Genomic DNA, 26,781 nt, shown 5'->3' with positions numbered 1-26,781 from the left:
GCGGTGGCTACCAACATTCCGGCCGGAGCGTTTCCCCTCTCCTCGGCGCAACGTGCCATGTGGTTCGCCCAGCAGCTCACCCCGACGGTCCCGATCACCATTGCCCAGTTCATCGAGTTGCACGGGGACCTCGATTTCGAGGTGCTGCACCAGGCGGCGAAGACCGCGGCACACGAGTTCCAGTCGCCCTATCTCCGGGTGATCGAGGTCGACGGTGAACCGTTCCAACTCGTCGACGAATCCATCGGCCTACCGCTCGGTTTCGTGGACTTCCGCGGCGAGGACGATCCGGCCGCGGCGGCCGAGGAGTGGATGCACCGGGACTATGCGACCCCGGTGAACCTCGCGACCGACCGCCTGTTCGACATCACCGTCCTGCAGGTCGGCGACCGGGACTACCTCTGGTACAGCCGGATTCACCACGTCGCGCTCGACGGCTACGGCGGGGCGACCGTGATGAACCGGATCGCCGCGCTGTACACCGCCGCGGTGGAGGGCGAGGACGCCGGTCCGGCCAAGTGCTCTCCGTTGACGGATCTGTACGAACTCGACATGAAGTACCGGACGTCCAGCCGGTTCGAGTCGGACCGCAGGTACTGGGCCGATCGGATCCGCGGAATCGAGGAGGGCTCGAGCCTGGTGGCGGATGTGGCGCCCGCCGCCGCACGCAGCATGCTCGCGAGCGCGCCCCTGACCGACGACGCCGTCCGGTTGCTCGAGGACTCCGACCTCCGGCGCGGCGCGACGGCGGCGGCCGTGGTGATCGCGGGATTCGCCTGCTATCTGTCCCAGATGACCGGCTCCGAGGAAGTCCTGGTCAACATCCCCGTTTCGGCGCGAACCACCTCCGTTCTGCACCGATCCGGCGGGATGCTGGTCAACGTGGTGCCGCTGCGGCTGAGCGTGCGACCGGGCGACACCGTCGCCGAGTTGGTGCAGCGGGTCAATCTCGAGTTGATGGGTGCGCTGCGGCACCAGCGTTGCAGCCTCGAGGACATCCGCAGGGATGCCGGGCGCAGCGGCGAACGGTCGCTGCACGCCCCGATGGTCAACGTGATGTTGTTCAGTCAACAGGTCACGCTCGGCTCCGTCGTAGGCGAGAACCGCATCATGACCTCGGGCCCGGTCGACGACCTGTTGGTCAACATCTATCAGAGCGGCAGTCCGCCGAGCACCGTCATCGACTTCCGGGGTAACCCGAACCTCTACGAGGGCGACGATCTGCGATCGCGGCACCACGCCTTCGTCGAGATGCTGGAGGGTTTCGTCGCGGCCGATCCCGACACCAGGCTGATGGAGATCCACGCCAGGAGCTTCCGGATGGGCGGGCGCAAGCACAAGGCTGCGTCGCTGCTGGCCCACTGGTCGCGAGTCCTCTCCGGGATACCCGAGGTGCTGTCGCTGCCTACGGATCGACCCCGCCCGATAGTGCTCTCGGACCGACGCCATCGTGTGGAGTTCGACATCGGTGCCCACCTCCAGGAGCGGTTGATCTCGTTGACCCGGGATCGGAGCTCGAGCGTGTTCACCGCGGTGCACGCCGTGCTGGGGGTGCTGCTGAGCAGGCTCGGCGACACAGACGACGTGGCCATCGGCACCCCGGTCACGGTCCGCGCCGCGACCGTGGACGGCACCGTCGAGTCCTCCGACAACACGGTGGTCCTGCGCACGCGGGTCGACGGCGGCGATTCGTTCGGCAAACTCCTGCACGAGGCGTGCCTCGGCGAGCTCAGCGCCTTCAACCATGCCGAGCAGTCGTTCGAGCGTCTCGTCGAGACGGTCTGTCCGGTCCGCTCGACGGCCTATGCGCCCCTGGTCCAGGTTTTGCTCGAGGTGCGCAATACGCGGCGACCACATCTCGAACTCCCGGGGCTCACAGTCGAATCGGCCGAGGCCGACGGTATCGCCGGTGAGGTGGATCTGGTCCTGACCATCGCCGAGCGGCATGACGCGGACGGCGCCCTTGCGGGCATGTCGGCCGCGTTCACCTACGCCACCGACCTGTTTGATCCGGACACCGCCATGGGCTTCGCGACCCGGTTCGTCCGGATACTCGATGCCGCGACCGCGGATCCGTCGATCGCGGTGGGGGACATAGAACTACTCGACTCCGACGAACGCGACGCCCTGGCGCCGGTGTTCGGGGGCCAGGAGGTGCCGCCGCGGACGTTGCCTGAGCTGTTCGCCGACGCCGCGCACATCGACCCCGATTCGGCGGCACTCGTGTTCCAGGACGTGATCCTGACCTACCGCGAGCTCGACGAGCGCTCGAATCGGCTGGCGCGGATGCTGATCGATCGGGGAGCGGGCCCGGAATCGATAGTGGCGCTGGGGATGGCCCGGTCCGTCGAGTCCGTGCTGTCGGTGTGGGCGGTGGCCAAGGCGGGCGCCGCGTTCGTGCCGGTCGACCCGAACTATCCGGCCGAGCGCATCGAGCACATGCTCGTTGATTCCGGTGCCGCCCTCGGCCTGACCGTGGACGAACGCAGGAACCGACTCCCCGGCGCGGTGCCGTGGCTGGTGCTCGACACACCCGGCCTGGAGGAGGAGCTGGAGCGCTACTCGCCAGCGCGGGTCACGGACGAGGATCGTCGCGCCCCGCTGCTGCTCACCCACCCGGCCTACCTGATCTACACCTCGGGCTCGACGGGTGTGCCCAAGGGCGTGGTGCTGAGCCACCGAGGACTCGCCAGCCTCGCGGCCGAGGAGCGTGACCGTTTCGCCGTGACCCCGGCCTCGCGAACCCTGCACTTCTCGTCGCCGAGTTTCGACGCGTCCGTCCTCGAATTGCTGATGGCCTTCGGCGCGGGCGCGACGATGGTGGTCGCCCCGCCGACCGTGTACGGCGGCGCGGAACTGGCCGAACTACTCGGCCGACGCCGGGTCACCCATGCCTTCGTCACCCCGGCCGCGCTGGCCTCCGTTGACCCCGCAGGCCTCGACGACATCGAGTGCCTCATCACCGGCGGCGACACCTGCCCGCCGGAACTGGTGCAGCAGTGGGCGCCCGGCCATCGGATGTTCAACGCGTACGGACCCACCGAGACGACGATCGTCTCGTCCATCAGCAACCGGATGACCCCCGGTGAACAGGTCACCATCGGCAGGCCCCCGCTCGGATGCGGTGAGGTGGTGCTCGACAGCCGACTGCACCCGGTGCCCGCGGGGGTGCCCGGTGAGCTCTATGTCACCGGCACCGGTCTCGCCCGTGGCTATCACCGGCGGCCGGTGCCGACGGCGGACCGCTTCGTGGCCAGCCCGTTCGGTGAGCCCGGCACCCGGATGTACCGAACGGGAGACCTCGCGCGCTGGACGAAGACCGAGGACGGGCACGGCCACACCCTCGAGTACCTCGGACGCAGCGACTTCCAGGTGAAGATCAGGGGCTTCCGGATCGAGCTCGGCGAGATCGACGCCACGCTGACCACACACCCCGACGTCAGCTTCGCCGCCACCGTCGGTCACCCCGGCCCGTTCGGGGACACCGTGCTGGTGTCGTACGTGCACCCAACCAACGACGCCGCGATCGCCGCCGCCGAGCTGACCGCGCACCTGGCTGCCCGGCTGCCGGGGCACATGGTGCCGTCCAGCATCGTCCTGCTCGACGAGATCCCGATGACGCCCGCGGGGAAGTTCGATCGGAAGGCGCTGCCCGCACCGGACTTCGTCACCTCGACCGCTGAGTTCCTGGCCCCGGAAACCCACAGCGAAGAGGCGGTCGCCGGGGTCTTCGCCACGGTTCTCAGCGTCGAGCGGATCAGTACCAGGGACAGCTTCTTCGACCTCGGTGGCAACTCGCTGATCGCGACCCGGGTCGTCGCGCGCATCAACGCCGTCCTCGACAGCGACATCGGGGTGCTGGATCTGTTCGAGGCACCCACGGTCCAGACGCTCGCGGCGCGGATCGATTCGATCGGCCGCCGGGATTCGGACCGGCCCGTGCTGGTGGCGGGGGAGCGACCCGATCGGATTCCGGTCTCCCTTGCGCAGCAACGGATGTGGTTCATCAACCGGTTCGACCCCACCTCGCCTGCGTACAACATCCCGATCGCCGTGCGCCTCGCGGGCGAACTGGACCCCGACGCGTTGGCGAGGGCGCTGGCCGATGTCGTCGAACGGCACGAGTCGCTGCGCACCGTCTTCCCCGACTCTCCCGACGGTCCCTTCCAGCTGATCCGGCCCGCCGCCGAGGTGGTGCCTGATCTCACGCCGGTGCCCGTGTCCGAGAGCGGTCTGCGCGACATGGTCACCGGGCTGGCGTCGACCGGCTTCGATGTCACCACCGAGTTCCCGGTCCGGACCGAGCTGCTCCGCCTCGGACCGGCCGAGCACGTGTTGGTCCTGGTCGTCCACCACATCGCCGCCGACGGCTACTCCATGGCGCCACTCGCGCGGGACGTGATGACCGCGTACAACTCCCGCAGGCTCGGCGACGCCCCTGACTGGGCTCCGCTCGAGGTGCAGTACGCGGACTACTCCCTGTGGCAGCGCGAGCTGCTCGGTGACGAACACGACCCCGACAGCCTGATCTCGCGCCAGCTCGACTACTGGACGACCGCGCTGACGGGCGCCCCCGACGTGCTCGAGCTGCCCACGGATCGTCCACGCCCGCCGGAGCAGTCGTTCCGGGGTGCGGTCGAGGAGTTCACGATCTCCGCCGAGCTGCACAACAAGCTGATCTCGCGAGCAGGGCAGATGGATTCGAGCCTGTTCATGGTGCTGCATTCCGCCTTGGCGGTCCTGTTGGCGCGGTTGAGCGGGTCATCAGACATCTCCATCGGAACCCCGATCGCGGGCAGGGGTGAGGCCGCGCTCGACGACCTGGTTGGCATGTTCGTCAACACACTGGTGCTCCGCACACCCGTCGATGCCGGGGTGACGTTCTCGGAGCTGGTCAAGCAGACCCGCACGGTTGACCTGAACGCGTTCGGCCACACCGACGTCCCGTTCGAGCGGGTCGTCGAGGTGCTCAACCCGACGAGGTCGACCGCATACTCCCCGCTGTTCCAGGTGCTGCTGGTGCTCCAGAACACCGGCCACACGCGACTCGAACTACCCGACCTGATCGTGGACGTGGAGGCGCTGGACAACGGGACCGCCAAGTTCGACCTGCAGCTCACCCTCACCGAGTCCTATGACGACGAGGGCGCGCCGGGCCGGATCGAGGCGGCGTTCTCCTATGCGACCGACCTGTTCGACGCGCCGAGCGTCCGCCGGTTCGCGCAGCGTTTCGTCCGGGTGCTCGAGTCGGTCACCGAGGACGTCGCGGTGACGGTCGGTGATGTCGACCTCCTCGCCGGGAGCGAGCGTTCGCAGGTGCTGACCGACTGGAACGCCACCGAGCGGGAGTTGCCTGCGACCACCCTCGGCGACCTCTTCGAGGCGCAGGTCGCGCGCACACCCGACGCGGTCGCCGTCGTGTTCGGACCGGACCGGCTGACCTACGCCGAGCTCGATGCTGCGGCCAATCGGCTTGCCCGTCACCTGATATCACTGGGGGTCGGTCCCGAGTCGACTGTCGCCCTCGCCATGCGCCGCTCCCTCGAACTCGTGGTCGGCATGTACGCGGTGGTCAAGGCGGGCGGCGCCTATGTACCCATCGACCCCGATCATCCCGAGGAAAGGACCGAGTACGTGCTGGGCAGTGCCCGGCCGGTGTGCGTGCTCACCACCCACGCCGATCGCGCCGCGCTCCCGGAGTCGTTGGAGGCGGTGGAGATCGACCGGCTCGACCTCGGCGCGCAGGATCCGTCGCCGATCGTCGACGCCGACCGGCTCGGCCGCGTACACGCCGACGACGTCGCGTACGTGATCTACACGTCGGGCTCCACCGGCAGGCCGAAGGGCGTCGCGGTCACGCACGGCGGGATCGCCAACAGGTTGTCGTGGATGCAGCACCGGTACCCCCTCACGGCCGAGGACGTCGTGCTGCAGAAGACCCCGGCCACCTTCGACGTCTCGGTGTGGGAGTTCTTCTGGCCGTTGCAGACCGGCGCCCGGCTGGTGGTCGCCGCGCCCGACGGTCATCGCGATCCGGACTACCTGTCGCGGCTGATCGAGACCGAACGGGTGACCACGATCCACTTCGTTCCCTCGATGCTGGCGACCTTCACCGCTGGCGCGCATCCGGCCCGATGCCGGTCGTTGCGGCAGGTGTTCTGCAGCGGCGAGGCGCTCGCGCCGTCGGCGGCGGAGGCATTCCGCGAGTTCAGCGGCGCGGAGCTGCACAACCTGTACGGACCGACCGAGGCCTCTGTCGACGTGACGTACTGGGCGTGCAGCGCCGCGGACGAAGTTGTCGTGCCCATCGGCGCGCCGGTGTGGAACACCCGGGTCTACGTGCTCGACGGCCGGTTGAACCCGGTCCCGGTGGGCGTCGCCGGCGAGCTGTATCTGGGCGGTGTCCAGTTGGCGCGCGGCTACGTCGGTCGCGCGGACCTCACCGCGGACCGCTTCGTGGCCAACCCCTTCGCGCCGGGCGAGCGGATGTACCGCACCGGCGACCTGGTGCGGTGGAACGAGACCGGGAACATCGAGTACATCGGTCGCACCGACTTCCAGGTCAAGCTGCGGGGTCTGCGTATCGAGCTGTCCGAGATCGAGTTGGCATTGCTCGAACACCCCGCGGTGGCGCAGGCGGCGGTGACGATGCACAGCGACGCGCTCACGGGCGATTCGCTGATCGGCTATCTGGTCGCCGAGCGCGACATGGAGATCGACACCGACGACGTGATCGAACGTGTCGCCTCGAGGCTGCCCGGCTACATGGTTCCCGCGCAGCTCATGGTGCTGGCGGAATTCCCCCTCGGTTCGACCGGCAAGCTCAACCGCTCCGCGCTGCCGGAACCGGTGTTCGCGGCCAAGACCTCCGAGTTCGTGGCGCCGCGGAACCCGATCGAGGAGATCATCGCGTCGATCTTCGCGGACCTGCTCGGCCTCGGCCGGATCGGCGTGTACGACAACTTCTTCGACCTGGGCGGGAACTCGCTGGTGGCGACCAGGCTGGTGGCAAGGGTGAACGCGGCAGTCGACACCCGGATAGGGGTGCGCGAACTCTTCGACTCCCCGACGGTGGCTGCGCTGGCGGTGCGCGCCGAGACCGAGAGTTCACGGGCGGCTCAGCGTCCCGCCTTGCTTGCGACCCCTCGTCCGTCGCGGGTGCCCGTCTCGCTCGCGCAGCGACGGATGTGGTTCATGAACCAGTTCGACACGTCGTCCGCCGCCTACAACGTGGCACTGCCGGTCCGGCTCTCCGGTGCGCTCGACGCGGACGCCATGGGAAAGGCCATCCTCGACGTCGTCGACCGGCACGAGGCACTGCGCACGATGTTCCCGCTCGTGGACGGGGAGCCGATGCAGGTGGTGGTCGACGCCGTCGACGTGGTGGGGGACCTGTCACCGATCGCAGTACCACCTGATGCGATGCCCGAGGAACTCGCCCGGTTCGTCGCCGCAGGCTTCGACGTGACCGCGTGGGCTCCGTTGCGGGCGGCGCTGTTCGAACTGAGCGAGACCGAGCACGTCCTGGTCGTCGTCGTGCACCACATCTCGGCCGACGGCTTCTCGCTCGTCCCGCTGGCCCGGGATGTCATGGCGGCGTACAGCTCCAGGATGGCGGGCGAGTCCCCGCAGTGGGCACCGCTGCCGGTGCAGTACGCCGACTACGCGCTCTGGCAACGCGAGCTGCTCGGCTCCGAGGAGGACTCCGAGTCCCTGATCGCGCGGCAGTTGCACTACTGGACGCGGACGCTCGCCGGTCTGCCCGAGGTGCTGGCCTTGCCGGTCGACCGGCAACGGCCCGCGGAGCGCTCGTCGCGCGGCGACCGGGTGGAGTTCTCGATCGACGCCGACACCCATCGCAGGCTCGTCGCGACAGCGAGGGAGCGCAGTTCGAGTGTGTTCATGGCGATGCACACCGTCCTGGCGGTGCTGCTGAGCAGGCTGGCGGACACCGACGATGTCGCGGTCGGCACGCCGATCGCCGGCCGCGGCGAGGCTGCGCTCGACGACCTCGTTGGCATGTTCGTCAACACCCTCGTCCTGCGCACCCGCGTCGAGCGGTCGGCCACCTTCGCCGAGTTGCTCGAGTCCGTGCGCGAGGCGGATCTCGGCGCGTTCGGTCACGCCGACCTCCCGTTCGAGCGCCTGGTGGACGTCCTCGCCCCGCAACGGTCGACCGCGCACTCCCCGCTGTTCCAGGTGATGCTCGAGTTCAAGAACACCGAACGGGCGCGACTGGAGCTGCCAGGGCTCGTCATCGAGCCCGTCGAACTCGATTCCGTCACAGCGAACTTCGATCTGCAGCTGACCCTCGACGAGCGCTATGACGGCGACGGCGCCCCCGCGGGGGTGGCGGCCGCGTTCACCTTCGCCACCGACCTCTTCGACTCGGCGACGGTCGACGGCCTCGCCGCGCGGTTCGTCCGGGTCCTCGAGGCCGCGACCGCCGATCCGTCGATTCCGGTGGGGGACATCGAGCTGCTCGATCCGAGCGAGCGCCGGTCGCTGACGCCGGTCACCGGACCCGCAGGGGTGCCGCCGCGCACCCTGCCCCAGTTGCTCTCGGACGCAGCCGCGATCGATCCCGATGCCGTCGCGGTGATATGCGATGGCGAGGGTCTGACGTATCGCGAGCTGGACGAACGCTCGAACAGGTTGGCGCGGGTACTCATCGGCCGGGACGTCGGCCCGGAATCGATCGTGGCGCTCGGCATGGCGCGGTCGATCGAGTCGGTGCTGTCGGTGTGGGCCGTGGCGAAAGCGGGTGCCGCCTATGTGCCGGTGGACCCGAGCTATCCGACCGAACGCATCGAGCACATGCTGACCGATTCCGGGGCCGCTCTGGGTCTCACGGTCGCGCGGTCGCGGACGCAGCTGCCGGACGCCACGGACTGGCTGGTCCTCGACGACCCGGGATTCGGCGCCGAGATCGACGGGCAGCAGGGAACGGCGGTCACTGACACCGACCGGCGCGCGCCGCTGCTGCTCGGGCACCCCGCCTACCTGATCTACACCTCCGGGTCGACAGGCGTCCCCAAGGGCGTGGTGCTCACGCACCGTGGCCTCGCGAACTTCGCGGCCGATGAGCGCACCCGGTTCGGCGTCGGCCCTGCCTCGCGGACACTGCACTTCTCCTCGCCGAGCTTCGACGCATCCGTGCTGGAGTTGCTGCTGGCCTTCGGCGCTGGTGCCACGATGGTGATCGCGCCGCCCACCATCTACGGTGGCGCGGAACTGGCCGAACTGCTCGCCCGCGAGCGGGTCACCCACGCCTTCGTCACCCCAGCCGCGCTCGCCTCCGTGGACCCGGCCGCCCTCGACGCCCTCGAATGCGTGGTGACCGGCGGTGACACCTGCCCCCCGGAACTGGTGCGCCAGTGGGCCACAACTGCCACGATGTTCAATGCCTACGGCCCGACCGAGGCCACCGTCGTGGCCAGCGTCAGCGATCCGATGGTCCCTGGCACGGCGGTCGCGATCGGACGGCCCCCGGTCGGGTGCGGCGTCGCGGTCCTCGACGAGCGCCTGCACCCGGTTCCTGTGGGTGTCGCGGGTGAGCTGTATGTCATGGGACCCGGGCTGGCCCGCGGATACCACCGGAGGTCGAGGGTGACCGCGGACCGGTTCGTGGCGAATCCCTTCGGCGACCCCGGATCCCGGATGTACCGCACCGGTGACGTGGTGCGCTGGCGTCCCGACGGCCAACTGGCCTACCTGGGCCGCAGCGACTTCCAGGTCAAGGTTCGCGGATTCCGGATCGAACTCGGCGAGGTCGAATCCGCCTTGCGGGGCTGCGACGGGGTAGCCGACGCGGTGGTCACCGTCTCCGGCGACGGCCGAGGTGTCGCGCGGCTGGTCGGTTACGTGGTGCCCGAGGAGGGCGCCGAGCTCGGTGCCGCGGAGGTCCTGGCCTCGGTCGGGGAGGTACTGGCGCCGCACATGGTGCCTGCCGCGCTGGTGGTGCTGGACGAGCTTCCGTTGACGCCCGCGGGCAAGATCGATCGGAAGGCGCTGCCCGCGCCCGATTTCGGCGCCCGCACGACGGAGAGCCGGGCGCCGGTCACCGAGACCGAGCGCCTGCTGGCCGGGCTGTTCGCCGAGGTGCTCGGGGTGGAGTCGATCGGCGTCGACGATTCCTTCTTCGCCCTGGGTGGCGACAGCATCATGTCGATCCAGCTGGTCTCGCGCGCCAAGACGGCTGGGGTGTTCCTGTCGCCGCGGGATGTCTTCGAGCACAAGACCGTCGCCGCGCTCGCCGAGGTGGCCGTGGTCGGCGAGACGGCCGAGGTGCCGACGCTCGACGAACTCCCCGGCGGCGGGGTTGGCGAGGTTCCGCTCACGCCGATCGTGCGCTGGCTGCTCGACCGCGGGGGCGACTTCGACCGCTACTCCCAGTCCGTACTGCTCACGCTCCCGCCGGGCATGGACCGCGACGTGCTCGAACGCGCGCTGCAGGCGGTGCTGGACCGCCACGACATGCTCCGTTCCCGCCTGCACGGCGGGCCGGGAGGCTGGGGGCTCGAGGTGCGGCCGACCGGAGCGGTGTCGCCGGAGACGGTGCTCCGCCGGATCCCGGTCGATGCGGTCACCGGTCCGGAGTTCACCGCCGGGGTGGCCGACACGCTCGCGCATACACAGCGCCGGCTCGACCCGTCCGCCGGGAACATGCTGCAGGCGGCGTGGTTCGAGACCCCCGCCGGGGTCGGCCGACTGCTCGTGGTCGCGCATCACCTCGTGGTGGACGGGGTGTCCTGGCGGGTCCTGATACCCGACCTCGCGACCGCATGGGCGCAGGTGGAGGCGGGTCAGCGGCCGGACCTCGCGGCCGTCGGCACCTCGATGCGTCGCTGGGCACACGCGCTGGTCGACGCAGCGCGCGACCGGTCCGACGAGCTGGACACCTGGGTCCGGATGCTGGCCGAACCGGACCCCTTGCTCGGGTCGCGGCCGCTCGATCCGGCCGTCGACGTCAATGCCACGGTGGCGAGGGTCGAGATCGAGCTCCCGCCCGCGGTGACCGAGGCGGTGCTCACCACGCTGCCCTCGGCATTCCACGGCAGCGTGAACGACGGCCTGCTCACCGCCCTGGCTCTGGCGTTGACCCGGTGGCGCGAGAACAGGGGCGTGCGAGCGAACGGCGCGCTCGTCACCCTCGAGGGCCACGGTCGTGAGGCACAGGTGGTGCCGGGAGCGGACCTGACCCGCACGGTCGGCTGGTTCACCGCGGTCTTCCCGGTCCGCCTCGACCTGTCCGGCATCGACCTCGACGACGCGTTCGCCGGTGGACCGGCCGCCGGTGCGGCGATCAAATCCGTGAAGGAGCAACTGCTGGCGATCCCGGATCACGGCATCGGGTACGGGATGCTGCGCCACCTCGACCACACGGCCGCCTCGGTGCTCGGCGAGCTGGCCACACCCCAGATCAGCTTCAACTATCTCGGCCGGTTCACCACGGCCACATCCGATCACGGTGACACCGGTTGGCTTCCGGTCGAGGACGCGGGGGACCTCGCAGGCGTCACGGATCCCCGGCTGCCCGTCGCGGCGGCCGTCGACGTCAATGCGGTCACCGCGACGACCGCCGCAGGCCCCCAGCTGCGAGCAACCTGGGCGTTCCCCACCGGAGTCCTCGCCGAGGACGAGGTCGGGGAGCTCGCCGAGCTGTGGGTCACGGCGCTCACGGCGCTCGCCGGCCACGCAGTGTCTCCCGGAGCGGGTGGCCTGACGCCCTCGGACCTCGGATTGGTGTCGCTTGACCAGGCCGCGATCGACCGGCTCGAGATCCGGTACCCGGATCTGACCGACGTGTGGTCGATGGCCCCGCTGCAGAAGGGCCTGCTGTTCCACGCGCTGCTGTCGGATCAGTCGGTCGACGCCTACCTCGTCCAGCTCGGGCTGGAACTGGACGGCGTCGTCGACGCGGAGCGGATGCGGCGCGCCGCGCAGGCACTGCTGGATCGGCACCCCAATCTGCGTGCCGCCTTCCACCAGGACGGCGACGCCGAGCCCGTGCAGTTGGTTGCCGAGCATGTCGAGGTGCCGTGGGTCGAACTCGACCTGTCCGAGGAGGTTCCTGCTGTGCTCGAGGCACGGCTCGCGACGGTCCTCGCGGCGGACCGCGACACCAGCTTCGACATGGCGACGCCGCCGCTGATGCGGTTCATGCTGATCAAGACGGCACCGAACCGGCACCGGATCTACATGACCAACCATCACATCCTGCTCGACGGCTGGTCGACACCGTTGTTGCTCAAGGAGCTGCTCGTCCTCTATGCCACCGATGGCGACACCGGCGTGCTCCCGCGGGTGGCGCCGTACCGGAACTATCTGGAATGGCTTGCGCGCCAAGATGTCGCGGATTCGACCGGGGCCTGGGTGCGCGCGTTCGCCGACGTCGAGGACCCGACGCTGCTGGTCCCCGCGGAGCCCGGTCGCGAGGTGAGCACCGTCCCGGAGGAGGTGTACGCCTCGGTCGGTGCGGATCAGACCGATGCGCTGCGCGAGGTGGCCCGGACGCACGGGGTCACGCTGAACACCATGGTGCAGGCGGCCTGGGGGATCGTGCTCGGGCTGCTGACCGGTCGGGACGACGTGGTGTTCGGGGCCACCGTCTCCGGCAGGCCACCGCAGATCGCGGGCGTCGAGACCATGGTCGGACTGTTCATCAACACGCTGCCGGTTCGAATCACCCTGGACCCCAACGAGACTCTCGGTGAGCTGTTGAGCCGAGTCCAGACCGAACAGTCAGCCCTGCTCGACCACCACCACCTCGGCCTTCCTGAGATCGCCCAGGCGGTCGGATCCGGGCTCGGCTTCGACACCCTCACCGTGTTCGAGTCGTATCCCGTCGACCGGGACGGGCTGTCCCAGGTCACCGACATCGCCGGGATGCGGATCGCGGATGTGATCGAGGGTGGCGATGCGACGCACTATCCGCTGACCGTGATCGCCTCCGCCGATGCGGAACTGCGGCTGCGGCTCACGTATCTGCCGGACCTGCTGGATCGAGCCGGGGTGGAATCCATCGCGGATCGGGTGGTCCGGGTACTGGCGGCGGTCGCCGCCGATCCCGGCGCCACGCTGGCCGGGCTGGACCTGCTCAGCACCGCCGAGCGTGATCGGCTCGCGCCCGTACACGGGCCGAGGGGACTGTCCATCCGGTTGCTGCCGCAGTTGCTCGCCGACGCGGCGGCCCGCCGGGCCGATGCGGTCGCGGTGATCAGCGCCCACGACTCGATGACCTACCGTGAACTCGACGAACGCTCGAACCGGATGGCCAGGGTCCTGATCGAACGTGGAGCGTGTGCCGAGAACTTTGTGGCGGTTGCGATCTCCCGATCGATCGAGTCCGTGCTCGCGGTGTGGGCGGTGGCCAAGAGCGGTGCGGCCTTCATGCCGGTGGATCCGAACTACCCGTCCGAGCGGATCGCGCACATGCTCACCGACGCGGGCGTGGCCGAGGGGCTCACCGTCACGACCGAACGCGACGCGCTGCCGGGCCGGGTCGACTGGATGGCGATCGACGATCCTCACTTCGTGCGCGACTGTGCGCGCATGTCCGCGGCTCCCGTCACCGATGCCGACCGGATCACCGCGCTGCGCTTCGACCATCCGGCCTACCTGATCTACACCTCGGGATCGACGGGCATGCCGAAGGGTGTCGTGGTCACGCATCGGGGGCTGGACAACTTCGCCGCCGAGGAGCGGGCCCGCTGCGGGACCGAGGCGACCTCACGGGTGCTGCACTTCTCCTCGCCCAGCTTCGACGCCTCGGTCCTCGAGTACCTGCTTGTGTTCGGGCCGGGCGCGACGATGGTGATCGCGCCGCCGACCGTCTACGGCGGTGCCGAACTCGCGGAACTGCTACGCGCCCAGCGTGTCACGCACGGCTTCCTCACCCCGTCCGCGTTGGCCTCGATCGAACCCGACGGCCTTGACGAGTTCACCTCCGTGGTCGTCGGTGGCGAGGCCGTTCCGCGCGAGCTGGTCGGCCAGTGGGCGACGGCGCCGCGACGGCTGTTCAACGCGTACGGCCCCACCGAGGCCACCGTCGCGACGAACATGAGCGACGCGATGTCGGCGGCCGAGGCCGTCACCATCGGCGGCCCGATCCGTGGCGTCGCCGAGGTCGTCCTCGACTCCCGGCTGCAGCCGGTGCCTGTGGGTGTGCCTGGCGAGTTGTACGTCGCCGGAGCCGGTCTGGCCAGGGGCTATCATCGCCGCGGGCCGCTGACCGCCGAGCGGTTCGTCGCGAGCCCGCACGGTGAGCCCGGTTCGCGGATGTACCGAACCGGCGACCTCGCCCGGTGGACGGACGACGGCAGGCTCGAGTACCTGGGGCGCGCCGACTCCCAGGTGAAGGTCCGCGGGTTCCGGATCGAGCTCGGCGAGATCGACGCCGTGCTCACCGATCACCCGGAGGTCGACTTCGCGACGACGGTCGGTCACACCGGTCCGTCCGGGGACACCAGGCTGGTCGCCTACGTGCTGCCTGCCCCCGACGTGGCCGCCGCGAACGGATCCGCGACCGACCTCGCCGTTCGGCTCACCGCCCACGCCGCCACGCGCCTGCCAGGACACATGGTGCCGTCCTCGATCGTGATGATCGAGGAGATCCCCCTGACCCCGGTCGGAAAACTCGATCGAAAGGCGCTGCCCGCACCGGAGTACGTGCTGTCCACCGCGGAGTTCAGGGCACCGTCGACCCCGGCGGAGGAAGCCATCGCGGACGTGTTCGTCGCCGTCCTTGGTGCCGATCGGATCGGTGTCGACGACGACTTCTTCGATCTCGGCGGCAATTCGCTGACCGCGACCCGCGTCATCGCCCGGGTCAACGACACGCTCGGCTCGGACATCGGCGTGCGCGCGCTGTTCGAGGCGCCCACCGTGCACCGCCTGGCGACCGCCATCGAGCACCACACGGCCGACCGGCGGGATCGCCCCGCGCTGCGTCCGGTCCCTCGCCCCGACCGCATCCCGCTCTCGCTGGCGCAGCAGCGGATGTGGTTCATCAACCAGTTCGACACCGCCTCGTCGGCGTACAACATCCCCCTCGCCATCCGGCTCACCGGCCGGCTGGACGTGATCGCCCTGCGCGCCGCGGTCCGCGACGTGCTGACCAGGCACGAGTCGCTCCGCACCGAGTTCCCGACCATCGACGGGCAGCCGGTCCAGCGGATCGTGGGCGCCGCGGAGGCCGGGCCGGATCTGGTTCCGGTGGAGGTGGCCGCGGCGGACCTGACGGATCGTGTCGCGTCCTTCGTCTCGGCCGGATTCGATGTCACGCGCGAGGTCCCGTTGCGCGCGGGCCTTTTCGAACTCGGCGAGACCGAGCACGTGCTCACGGTCGTCGTGCACCACATCGCCGCGGACGGCTTCTCGATGGCGCCGTTGGCCCGCGACGTCATGACCGCGTACAGCTCTCGGGTGGAGGGGCGGGAGCCCGAGTGGGCCCCGCTGGCCGTGCAGTACGCCGACTTCACGCTCTGGCAGCACGAGCTGCTCGGATCGGAGGACGACCCCGACTCGGTGATCTCCCAGCAGCTCGCCTACTGGACGTCGAACCTCACCGGGCTGCCCGATCTGCTGCAGCTGCCCGCGGACCGGCCGCGTCCGCTCGCCCGGTCCTTCCGTGGGGAGGTGGTCGATTTCGAGATCGGCCCGCGCATCCACCGGGAGCTGGCAGCGATTGCCCGGCAGCACAACTCGACATTGTTCATGGTGGCGCACGCCGCCCTGGCGGTGCTGCTCGCCCGACTGTCCGGGACCGCGGACATCGCCATCGGCACACCGGTCGCCGGACGTGGCGAGGCGGAGCTCGACGACATGGTCGGGATGTTCGTCAACACGCTCGTCCTGCGCAGCGAAGTCGAGGCAGCGGCGACCTTCACCGACCTGCTGACCCGGGTTCGCGAGACCGACCTCGCGGCCTTCGGGAACGCGGACCTGCCGTTCGAGCGACTGGTCGACGTGCTGGCGCCGGAACGCTCCACCGCGCATTCGCCGCTGTTCCAGGTGTTGATCGAGTACCAGAACAACCTGTCGGCCCACCTCGAGCTGCCCGGACTCGCCGTCGATGCGGTCGACCACGACCTGGGTGTGTCGAAGTTCGACCTGCAACTCACCCTCGGCGAACATCACGACGATCACGGCGAGCCCGCGGGCATGAGCGCCGGCTTCACCTTCGCAACAGACCTTTTCGACCGGGACACCGCCGCGACCTTCGCCGAGCGTTACCAGCGCATCCTCGATGCGATCACGGACGACCCGGACCGCACGATCGGCGACATCGACATCGTGGATCCAGCCGAGCGGGATCGGATGCTCGTCGGCGACGAGGGCGTTGCCGTCCCTCCCGTCACCCTCGCGGACCTGTTCGCACGAAGCGCCGCGGAGCACTCCGCAGCCGTCGCGGTGACCTTCGAGAACACCTCCCTGACCTATGCGGAGCTCGACGCCCGCGCCAACCGTTTGGCGCGCCACCTGATCTCGCTCGGGGTGGGGCCGGAGGACCTGGTGGCCGTGGCGATGCCACGCTCCGCCGAGCTGGTCGTCGCGCTCCTCGCGGTGATCAAGGCGGGCGGTGGCTACCTGCCGGTGGACGTGACCTATCCCGCGGAACGGCTGGCGTTCATGCTCGAGGACTCGCGGCCCGTGTGCGTCCTGACCACGGTGGCCGACGCCGAGTCGGTACCAGGGTCGGCGATCCCGACCGTCCGGCTCGACGCGCCGGAGGTCGTCAGCCGACTCGACGCCCTGTCCTCCGGACCGATCACCGACGCGGATCGTCGCGGAGTGCTGGCACCGGCGTCGTTGGCGTACGTGATCTACACCTCGGGGTCTACGGGCAGGCCCAAGGGCGTCGTCGTCTCGCATCGGAACGTGGCGACACTCATGGCCAACACCGAGGGCAAGTTCGGGTTCGACCACACGGACGTGTGGACGATGTTCCACTCCTACGCATTCGACTTCTCGGTGTGGGAACTGTGGGGCCCGCTCGTGTACGGCGGCACGCTGGTGGTCGTGGACTACTTCACCGCTCGCGCGCCGGAGATGTTCCTGGAACTGTTGCGGCGCGAGCGGGTGACGGTGCTCAATCAGACGCCGACCGCGTTCTACCAGCTGGCCGAGGCCGACCGGGTGGCGGCAGAGCGCGGTGATCCGGCCGGGCTCAGCCTGCGGTACGTGATCTTCGGCGGCGAGGCGCTCGATCTCGGTCAGCTCGGCCGCTGGTACGGCAGGCATGGCGATATTGCCCCCGCGCTGGTGAACATGTACGGCATCACCGAGACCACGGTGCACGTCAGCCACATCCCGCTGGACCGGGAGTTCGCGGCCGAGGCGTCCGCGTCCGTCATAGGCCGGGGTCTGCCCGGGCTCCGGGTGTACGTGCTCGACGAGCGACTGCACCCGGTCCCTCCCGGCGTCTCGGGCGAGATGTATGTCTCGGGTGCCCAGGCCGCCCGCGGCTACCTCGGCCGGGCCGCCCTCACCTCCGGCCGTTTCGTGGCCGACCCGTTCCGCGCCGACGGCGCGCGGATGTACCGGTCCGGTGACGTGGCCAGGTGGAACGCCGATGGCGAGCTGGAATACCTGGGCCGCAGCGACTTCCAGGTGAAGGTCCGCGGGTTCCGGATCGAGCTCGGCGAGATCGAATCCGCGCTGCTGCGCTGCCAGGGCGTCGCGCAGACCGTGGTGCTGGCCCGCGACGACGGCAGCGGTGGAGTCCGCCTCGTCGGGTACCTGGTGCCGGAGGCCGGCACGGTTCTCGACGCAGGCGCCGTCTCCGATTTCGCCGCGGAGGTGCTGGCCGCACACATGGTGCCTGCCGCGCTGGTGGTCCTCGACGAGTTGCCGCTGACCGCGAACGGCAAGCTGGACCGGAAGGCGCTGCCCGCACCGGACTTCGGGGCGCGGGTGACGGCGAGCCGGGCCCCGGTCAGCGAGGCGGAACGGGTGCTGGCCGAGCTGTTCGCGGAGGCGCTCGGGCTCGAGTCGGTCGGCGTCGAGGACTCGTTCTTCGCGCTCGGCGGCGACAGCATCATGTCGATCCAGCTGGTCGCGAGGGCGAAGTCCGCAGGGGTCGTCATCACGCCCCGAGATGTCTTCGAGCGCAAGACCGTCGCCGCGCTCGCCGAGGTGGCCCGCGTCGCGGAGGCCGCGGGGGCCGAGGTGCTGGAGGAGCTCCCCGACGGCGGCGTCGGAACGGTTCCGCTCACGCCGATCGTGCGATGGATGCTCGAACGCGGCGGTGAGTTCCACCGCTACGCACAGGCGGCGGTGCTGGCCCTGCCGCCCGACATCGACGAGATCTCGTTGCGGCGCACCGTGCAGGCCGTCGTCGACCACCACGACGCGCTGCGCGCGCGGTTGCGGTCGGACCGGGGCGACTGGTTCCTGGAGGTGCAGCCCGTTGGCTCGGAGCACGGGGACCGGATGCTCCGCCGGGTCGCCGTGCCGTCGGTGGTGGGCGAGGAGTTCACCGCGATCGCCGCGGCCGAGCTGGACGCGGCGGCCGACCGGCTGGACCCCGCGGCCGGGATGATGGTGCAGGCCGTCTGGTTCGACCCGCCCGAGGGACAGGGCCGGCTGCTGGTGCTCGCCCACCACGTCGCGATCGACGGGGTGTCCTGGCGCATCCTGGTCCCGGACCTGGCCGCCGCATGGGCGCAGATCGCCTCCGGTGCCGAGCCCGTGCTCGCCCCGGTCGGGACATCCCTGCGGCGGTGGTCCCACGGGCTGACGGAGGCGGTGCACCGCGAGGAGCGCATCGCCGAGCTGGACCTGTGGCGGGAGATGCTGGCGGCCGAGGACCCGGTGCTCGGCAGCAGGCCGCGGGACCGCGCGCTCGACCTCAACGCGACCGTGCAGAAGGTCGAGGTCTCGGTGCCGACCGACGTGACCGAGGCCGTCCTGACCTCGCTGCCGCAGACGTTCCGCGGCAGCGTCAACGACGCCCTGCTCGCCGCGCTGGCGATGGCGATCACCCGGTGGCGGCGCGAGCGGGGAGTGTGGGCCGACGGTGCGCTGGTCAATCTCGAGGGTCACGGTCGCGAGGAACAGGTGGTTCCCGGCGCCGACCTCGCAAGGACCCTCGGTTGGTTCACCACGATATTCCCGGTGCGCCTCGATCTCTCGGGTGTCGACCTCGACGACGCGTTCGCGGGTGGGCCCGCCGCGGGCGCCGCGGTGAAGGCGGTCAAGGAGCAGCTGCTGGCAATCCCGGACCACGGCATCGGTTTCGGCATGCTGCGGTATCTCGACGACGCGTCGGCGGCCGCGCTCCGCGAGCTGCCGGTGCCGCAGGTCAGCTTCAACTACCTGGGCCGGTTCGCGACGGCCGCCGCAGGCGGCTCCGGTGAGGCGGCCTGGCTGCCGGTCGACTATGCGGGGCTCGGCGACCCGCACAACCCGGAGATGCCGGTCGCGGCGGTGCTGGACATCAACGCCATGACCAGGGTCACCGAGAACGGGCCACAGCTGCGGGCGACGTGGTCGTTCCCCGGCGGCGTGCTCACCGCGGCCGAGGTGGAGGAGGTGGCGGAGCTGTGGATCCGCGCGCTCCGGGCCCTGGCGACACACGCCGCGGGCCCGCGCGCGGGCGGCCTGACCCCCTCGGACCTGGACCTCGTTGACCTCGACCAGTCCGCGATCGACCGTCTCGAGAGCCGGTACCCCGACCTGACCGACGTCTGGTCGATGTCGCCGCTCCAGTCCGGAATGCTGTTCCACGCCTTGCTGTCCGACGACAGCCTCGACTCCTATCTGGTCCAGCTCGGTCTTGAACTGCGCGGGGCCGTCGACCCACAGCGGATGCGCCGGGCCGGGCAGGCGCTGCTGGACCGGCACGCGAACCTGCGGGCGGCCTTCGTCCAGGACGAGGAGGGCAGGTCGGTACAGGTCATCCAGGACCGGGTGGACCTGCCGTGGACCGAGGTCGACCTCTCGGCCCTGGATCCGGTGGTGCGCGAGGCCGAGCTGAAGGCGCGGCTCGCCGCGGACCGGGTCACCAGCTTCGACATGGCGCGGGCGCCGCTGCTGCGGTTCACGATGATCAGGACGGCACCGGAGCACTACCGCCTGGTGATGACCAACCACCACGTCCTGCTCGACGGCTGGTCCACCCCGCTGCTGCTGCGCGAGCTGCTGATGCTCTATGCGACGGACGGCGACCCTGAGGTGCTGCCGCGTGTCCGCTCGTACCGCGACTACCTCGCATGGCTGTCGGAGCGTGACGCCGCCGAGTCCACCGCGGCATGGACCACCGCGCTCGCCGGGGTCTCCGATCCGACCCTGCTCGTCCCTGCCGATCCCGGCCGCGAGGTGTCCACTGTCTCGAACGAGGTGCAGCTCTCGCTCACCGAGCAGCAGACCGATCGCCTGCGGGCGCTGGCCCGCGAGCGCGGATTGACCCTCAACACCGTCGTACAGGCGGTGTGGGGCATCGTGCTCGGCGCACTGACCGGACGCGACGACGTCGTCTTCGGCGCGACGGTGTCCGGACGCCCACCGCAGATCTCCGGCATCGAGTCGATGATCGGACTGTTCATCAACACGATCCCGGTCCGGGTCCGGCTGCTGCCGGGGGAGACTCTCGGCGAACTGCTGGACCGGGTCCAGACCGAACAGGCCGCCGTGCTCGATCACCATTACATGGGCCTGCCCGAGATCAAGCGCGCGGTGGGGGAGGGGCTCGGCTTCGACACGCTCGCCGTGTTCGAGTCCTACCCGGTGGACCGATCCGGACTGTCCGAGGAGACGGACATCGCGGGCATGCGGGTGGTCGACGTGGAGGGATCCGACTCCGCGCACTACCCGCTGTGCCTCGTCGCATCCGTCGACTCCCGCATGCACCTCAAGCTCGAGTACCTGCCCGATCTGTTCGACCGCGACAGCGTCGAGTCCATCGCGAGGCGGGTGGAGCGCATGCTCGACCACCTGGACCTCGACCTCCCGGTGGCCCGGATACAGGTGCTCGACGAGCGCGAGCGCCGCGAGTTGGCACCGGTGCGTGGGCATCCGGGCGGGTCGATCCGCCCACTGCCGCAGATCTTCTCGGACGCCGCGGCGACAGACCCCGACGCGATCGCGCTGAGCTTCCGGGGTCGAGAGGTCAGCTACCGCGAACTCGACGAGCGCTCGAACCGGATAGCCCGACGCCTGATCGCACAGGGCGCCGGGCCGGAGACCTTTGTCGCGCTTGGCATCCCACGCTCGGTGGAATCGGTTCTCGGGGTCTGGGCGGTGGCCAAGACCGGGGCCGCCTTCGTGCCGGTCGACCCGAACTACCCGGCCGAGCGGATCGAGCACATGCTCACCGACGCGGGCGCCACCCTCGGTCTGACGACGGCGGCCGAGCGGCATCGACTCCCGGCCGCGGCGCACTGGATAGCCCTCGACGACCCCGCGTTCGAGTCGGCCTGTGCCGAAACCTCCTGCGCGGACCTGACCGACGCCGACCGGATCGCGCCGATCACACTGGACTCCGCCGCGTACATCGTCTACACCTCGGGGTCGACCGGCGTGCCGAAGGGCGTCGTCGTCACCCATCGCGGGTTCGACAACTTCGCGGCCATGCAGACCGAGCGGTTCCACGCCACTCCCGCCTCGCGAACACTGCATTTCTCGTCGCCGAGTTTCGACGGGTCGATCTACGAATACCTGCAGGCCTGCGGAGCGGGCGCGACGATGGTGGTGATTCCCCCGACCGTCTACGGCGGTATCGAGTTGACCCGGCTGCTGGCGGAGGAACGGGTCACGCACGGGTTCATCACCACGGCGGCGTTCTCCACCATGGATCCCGCCGGCCTCGACGACTTCCAGTTCGTCGTGTTCGGCGGCGAGGCCTGCCCGCCGGACCTGGTGGCCAGGTGGGCGCCAGGGCGCAGCCTGTTCAACGCCTACGGCCCGACCGAGACCACCATCATGTCCAACATCAGCGCGGCGATGACCCCGGGGGAGCCGATCACCATCGGCGGGCCACTCCGCGGCGTCGCGGAACTGGTGCTGGACTCCAGGCTGCAACCGGTGCCCGTCGGCGTCGCGGGCGAGCTGTACCTCGCAGGCATCGGGCTGGCACGCGGCTACCACCGGCGGGCCGCGCTGACCGCGGGCCGCTTCGTGGCCAACCCGTTCGAGCCGGGCGCCCGGATGTACCGGACCGGGGACATCGTCCGCTGGACGAGGGACCCCGAGGGCGGCGATCTGGCCATCGAGTACGTCGGACGCAGCGATTTCCAGGTCAAGGTCCGCGGGTTCCGCGTCGAACTCGGCGAGATCGACACGGCGCTCACCGACCATCCCGACGTCGCCTTCGCCGCGACCCTCGGGCACACGGGACGATCGGGCGATACCGTGCTGGTCTCGTACGTGCTGCCTGCAGGCGGCGCGCCGGTGGTGACACGCGAGCTCACCGAGCACCTCGCGAGCCGGCTGCCCGCGCACATGGTGCCCTCGGCGATCACCGTGCTCGACGAGATCCCGTTGAACCCGGTCGGCAAGCTCGATCGAAAGGCGTTGCCGGAACCCGACTTCGTCTTCGCCGCCACAGAGTTCCGTGCCCCGACGACTCCGATCGAGGAGGCCGTCGCGGACGTTTTCACCGCGGTCATCGGATGCGATCGAACGGGCCTCGATGACAACTTCTTCGATCTGGGCGGCAATTCCCTGACCGCCACCCGGGTGATGGCCCGCCTGAACGCGGCGCTGAACACCGAGATCGGCGTGCGCGCGCTGTTCGAGGCCCCCACCGTGCGGGAGCTGGCCAACCGTGTCGAACGGCACGCGGGGGTCGGCACCGCCCGGCCAGCGTTGACCGCGGGACCGCGACCCGATGACATCCCGCTCTCCCTTGCCCAGCAGCGGATGTGGTTCATCAACCAGTTCGACCCGTCCTCGCCCGCGTACAACATCCCGCTCGCGGTCCGCCTCTCCGGCACCCTCGATCTGCACGCGCTGCAGACCGCGCTCGCCGATGTCGTGGCCCGGCACGAGTCGTTGCGGACCACCTTCCCGGAGTCGACCGAGGGGCCACGCCAGGTCATCCATCCGGTGACCGGGGTCGTGCCCGATCTCACCCCCATCGATCTCGGCGACGAGACCGATCTGCCTGACCGGCTCGGCCGATTCACGGCGACCGGATTCGATGTGACCACCGCCGTCCCGCACCGCATCGCCCTGTTCCGGCTGGCGCCGGACGAGCACGTGCTGGCGATCGTGGTGCACCACATCTGCGCCGACGGGTTCTCGATGGCGCCATTGGCACGCGACGTCATGACCGCCTACACCTGTCGAATCGACGGCCGCGCGCCGGACTGGGCGCCGCTGGAGATCCAGTACGCCGACTATGCGCTCTGGCAGCACGAACTGCTCGGCTCCGCGGACGATCCGGGCAGCCTGGCGTCGCGTCAGCTGAACTTTTGGACCGAGACGCTGGCGGGACTGCCGGACGTGTTGCAGCTGCCCGCCGATCGGCCCCGACCGGTTCAGCAGTCCTTCCACGGCGATCGTGTCGACTTCACCGTCGAACCCGACCTGCACCGCCGCATGGTCGCACTGGCGCGGGAGAACAACACGAGCGTGTTCATGGTCGTCCACGCCGCGCTGGCCATCCTGCTCAGCAGGCTGGGCGGCACCGAGGACGTCGCGATCGGCACGCCGGTCGCGGGCCGAGGGGAGGAGGAACTCGACGACCTCGTCGGGATGTTCGTCAACACGCTGGTGCTCCGCAGCCGCGTCGACGGGACCGCGTCGTTCACCGACCTGCTCACCAGGGCGCGCGAGACCGATCTGGCGGCGTTCGGCAATGCCGACGTCCCGTTCGAGCGGATCGTCGAGGCGCTCAACCCGATCCGATCCACCTCCTACTCGCCGATCTTCCAGGTGTCGCTGGAGTTCCAGAACAACCTGCGACCCCGGCTGGAGCTGCCAGGACTGACCGTGTCCGGCGTCGATCTCGAGGTGAACGTGGCGAAGGAGGACCTGGAACTGTTGCTGTCCGAGGAGTTCGGCACCGACGGCACACCCGCGGGGATGACGGCCGGCTTCGACTTCGCGACGGACCTGTTCGACCCCGGCACGGTGCGCGGCTTCGCGGAGCGGTTCCTGCGCATCCTCGAGTCCGTCGCCGCGGACCCGGCCCGGCCGGTCGGTGACATCGAGATCCTCGTCGGCACGGAACGGGCAGATCTGGCACCCGCGATGGGCCTGCCAGGCGAGCCGCCGCGGACCTGGCCGGAGTTGCTGGCCGACGCGGTCGCGGCCCGGCCGGACTCGGTGGCGCTGACCTACCTGGCATCCTCGCTGACCTACCGCGAGCTGGACGAGCGCTCGAACCGGTTGGCGCGTGCCCTCGTTGACCGGGGCGTCGGACCCGAGACGGTGGTGGCGCTCGGGCTGCCGAGATCCATCGAATCGGTGCTCTCGGTGTGGGCCGTGACCAAGGCGGGCGCTGCCTTCGTGCCGGTGGACCCCAACCATCCCGCGATGCGAATCGGCCACATGCTGACCGATTCCGGGGCGCTGCTGGGGCTGACGGCGAGCGGAAGCAGGGCGAACCTGCCGGACCTCGTGCCATGGCTGGCCCTCGACGCGGCCGAGGTGCAGGCCTGGGTTCACGGGTACTCGTCCGCGCCGCTGACCGACCGCGACCGGATCGCCCCGCTGCGGCACGTGCACCCCGCCTATCTGATCTACACCTCGGGCTCGACCGGCGTGCCCAAGGGCGTCGTGGTCACCCACGGTGGGCTGGCGAACCTCGCGCGGCAGGAGCGCGAGCTCTTCGAGGTGACGCACGAGTCGCGGGTGTCGCACCTGGCGTCGCCCAGTTTCGATGCGTCGGTGTACGAGCTGCTGATGGCGTTCGGGGCGGCCGCACGACTGGTGATCGTCCCGCCAACCGTTTTCGGTGGCGCCGAGCTCGCCGACCTGCTGTGCGACGAGGGTGTCACCCACGCGCTGGTCACCCCGACGGCGCTCTCGTCGATCGACCATCGCGGTCTCGAGAACGTGGAGGTCCTCGTCGTCGCAGGCGAGGCGTGCCCGCCGGAACTCGTCGCGCGCTGGGCCCCTGGACGCCGGATGTTCAACGGGTACGGCCCCACCGAGACGACGGTGCAGGCAGCCGTCGGTGGGCCGATGATCTCGGGGAAGGCGGTGGACATCGGTGGGCCCGCTATCGGTTTCGGTGTGGCGGTGCTCGATTCCCGGCTGCGGCCCGTGCCGATGGGGGTGTCCGGAGAGCTGTACGTGTTCGGTCCGGCCCTCGCGCGCGGCTACAACGGCAAGGGCGGGCTGACCGCGCAGCGGTTCGTGGCCAACCCGTTCGAACCGAACGGGTCGAGGATGTACCGGACCGGGGACCTCGTGCGATGGCTGCCCGACCACACCCTCGACTACCTCGGACGCAGCGACTTCCAGGTCAAGGTGCGCGGGTTCCGGATCGAACTGGGCGAGATCGACGCCGTGCTGATGGGTCACCAGGGGGTCAGCTTCGCGACCACGATCGGGCACGCCGGGCCCACCGGCGACACCGTCCTGGTGTCGTACGTGCTGCCACACGAGGGCGTCACCCTCGAGCCGGGGGAGGTCAAGGCCCATGCCGCGGCGTTCCTCCCCGCGTACATGGTGCCCTCGTCGATCCGCGTGCTGAGCGAGGTCCCGTTGACGCCGGTCGGAAAGCTCGACCGAAATGCGCTGCCCGCACCAGAATTCGGTGCGCGGGCGGAGGGGTTCCGGGCGCCGGGCAGTCCGCTGGAGGAGGCCGTCGTCGGAGCCTTCGAGGCCATCCTCGGCCTCGAGCGGGTCGGTGTCGACGACAGCTTCTTCGACCTCGGCGGGAACTCGCTGGTCGCCACCCGGGTGATGGCGGAGCTGCACGAGCGGCTCGGCCGCCCGATCCCGCTGCAACTGATGTTCTTCGACCCGACACCCGCGGGTCTCGCCCGGCGCATCGCGGACCTGGACGGTGCGGTCACCGGGGTCGGGGCCTCGGGCCTCGAGGAGGCGCTGTCGGTGGTGATCTCCCTGCGCGCAACCGGTAGCAGGGCGCCGCTGTTCTGCGTGCACCCCGGGATCGGTCTGTCCTGGGGGTATGCCGGCCTGGCCGCGCAGCTCACCGAGGATCGGCCCGTCTACGGACTGCAGCTGCCGACCATCAGCGAGGGCGTGCACTTCGACTCGGTGGAGCAGCTCGCGCACCGCTACGTCGAGGAACTGCGTTCGATCCAGCCGCAGGGCCCCTACCACCTGCTGGGCTGGTCGCTGGGCGGGTGTGTGGCGCACGCGATGGCGGTCGAACTGCGCGGCACCGGCAACGAGGTCGCGACTCTCGCCCTCATGGACAGTTACGCGGTGACCGGGGAGCCGGTCCAGCCGCGGCTGAGTGCCGAGGAACTGCTGGCCGGCCTCGGCCTCGAGGTCGAGGACACGGGCGACGGCGGCCTGACCTACGCGCGGGCCGCGGAGCTGCTCAACGACTCGCTGGGCCAGGACCTGGGACTGACCGCGGCACACCTCGAGCGGATTGCCGACGGCTTCGCCGATTCCGCCGAGAACATGTCCCGGTTCAGCCCGGCGCTCTTCGACGGTGACCTGCTGTTCTTCACCGCGGTGAGGTCGGAGAGTGGGCACTCCGCCCAGGAATGGCGGCAGGCGATCACCGGCGAGCTCCGGGAGATCGAGGTGGACTGCGAACACAATCAGATGATCGAGCCGGAGGCGGTCGCGGTGATCGGTCCGGTGCTGGCGGAGCACCTCGATGTGCCGGTTGGGGGCGTATTCTGA

Annotated in this window: 1 protein-coding gene; it reads left to right on the top strand. The window is 70.0% G+C overall.

Annotated features, from left to right (window positions below):
- The first annotated feature begins 3 nt into the window (after window positions 1-3).
- Window positions 4-26,781: a non-ribosomal peptide synthase/polyketide synthase gene (locus ACWFRB_RS10200; protein WP_452640724.1), complete on the top strand. Its 26,778-nt coding sequence runs from the start codon at window positions 4-6 to the stop codon at window positions 26,779-26,781.

The sequence above is a fragment of the Rhodococcus sp. NPDC055112 genome (genome assembly GCF_053607505.1).
Note: the sequence above shows the minus strand (reverse complement) of the source record. Positions and strands in the feature narration are given on the sequence as shown.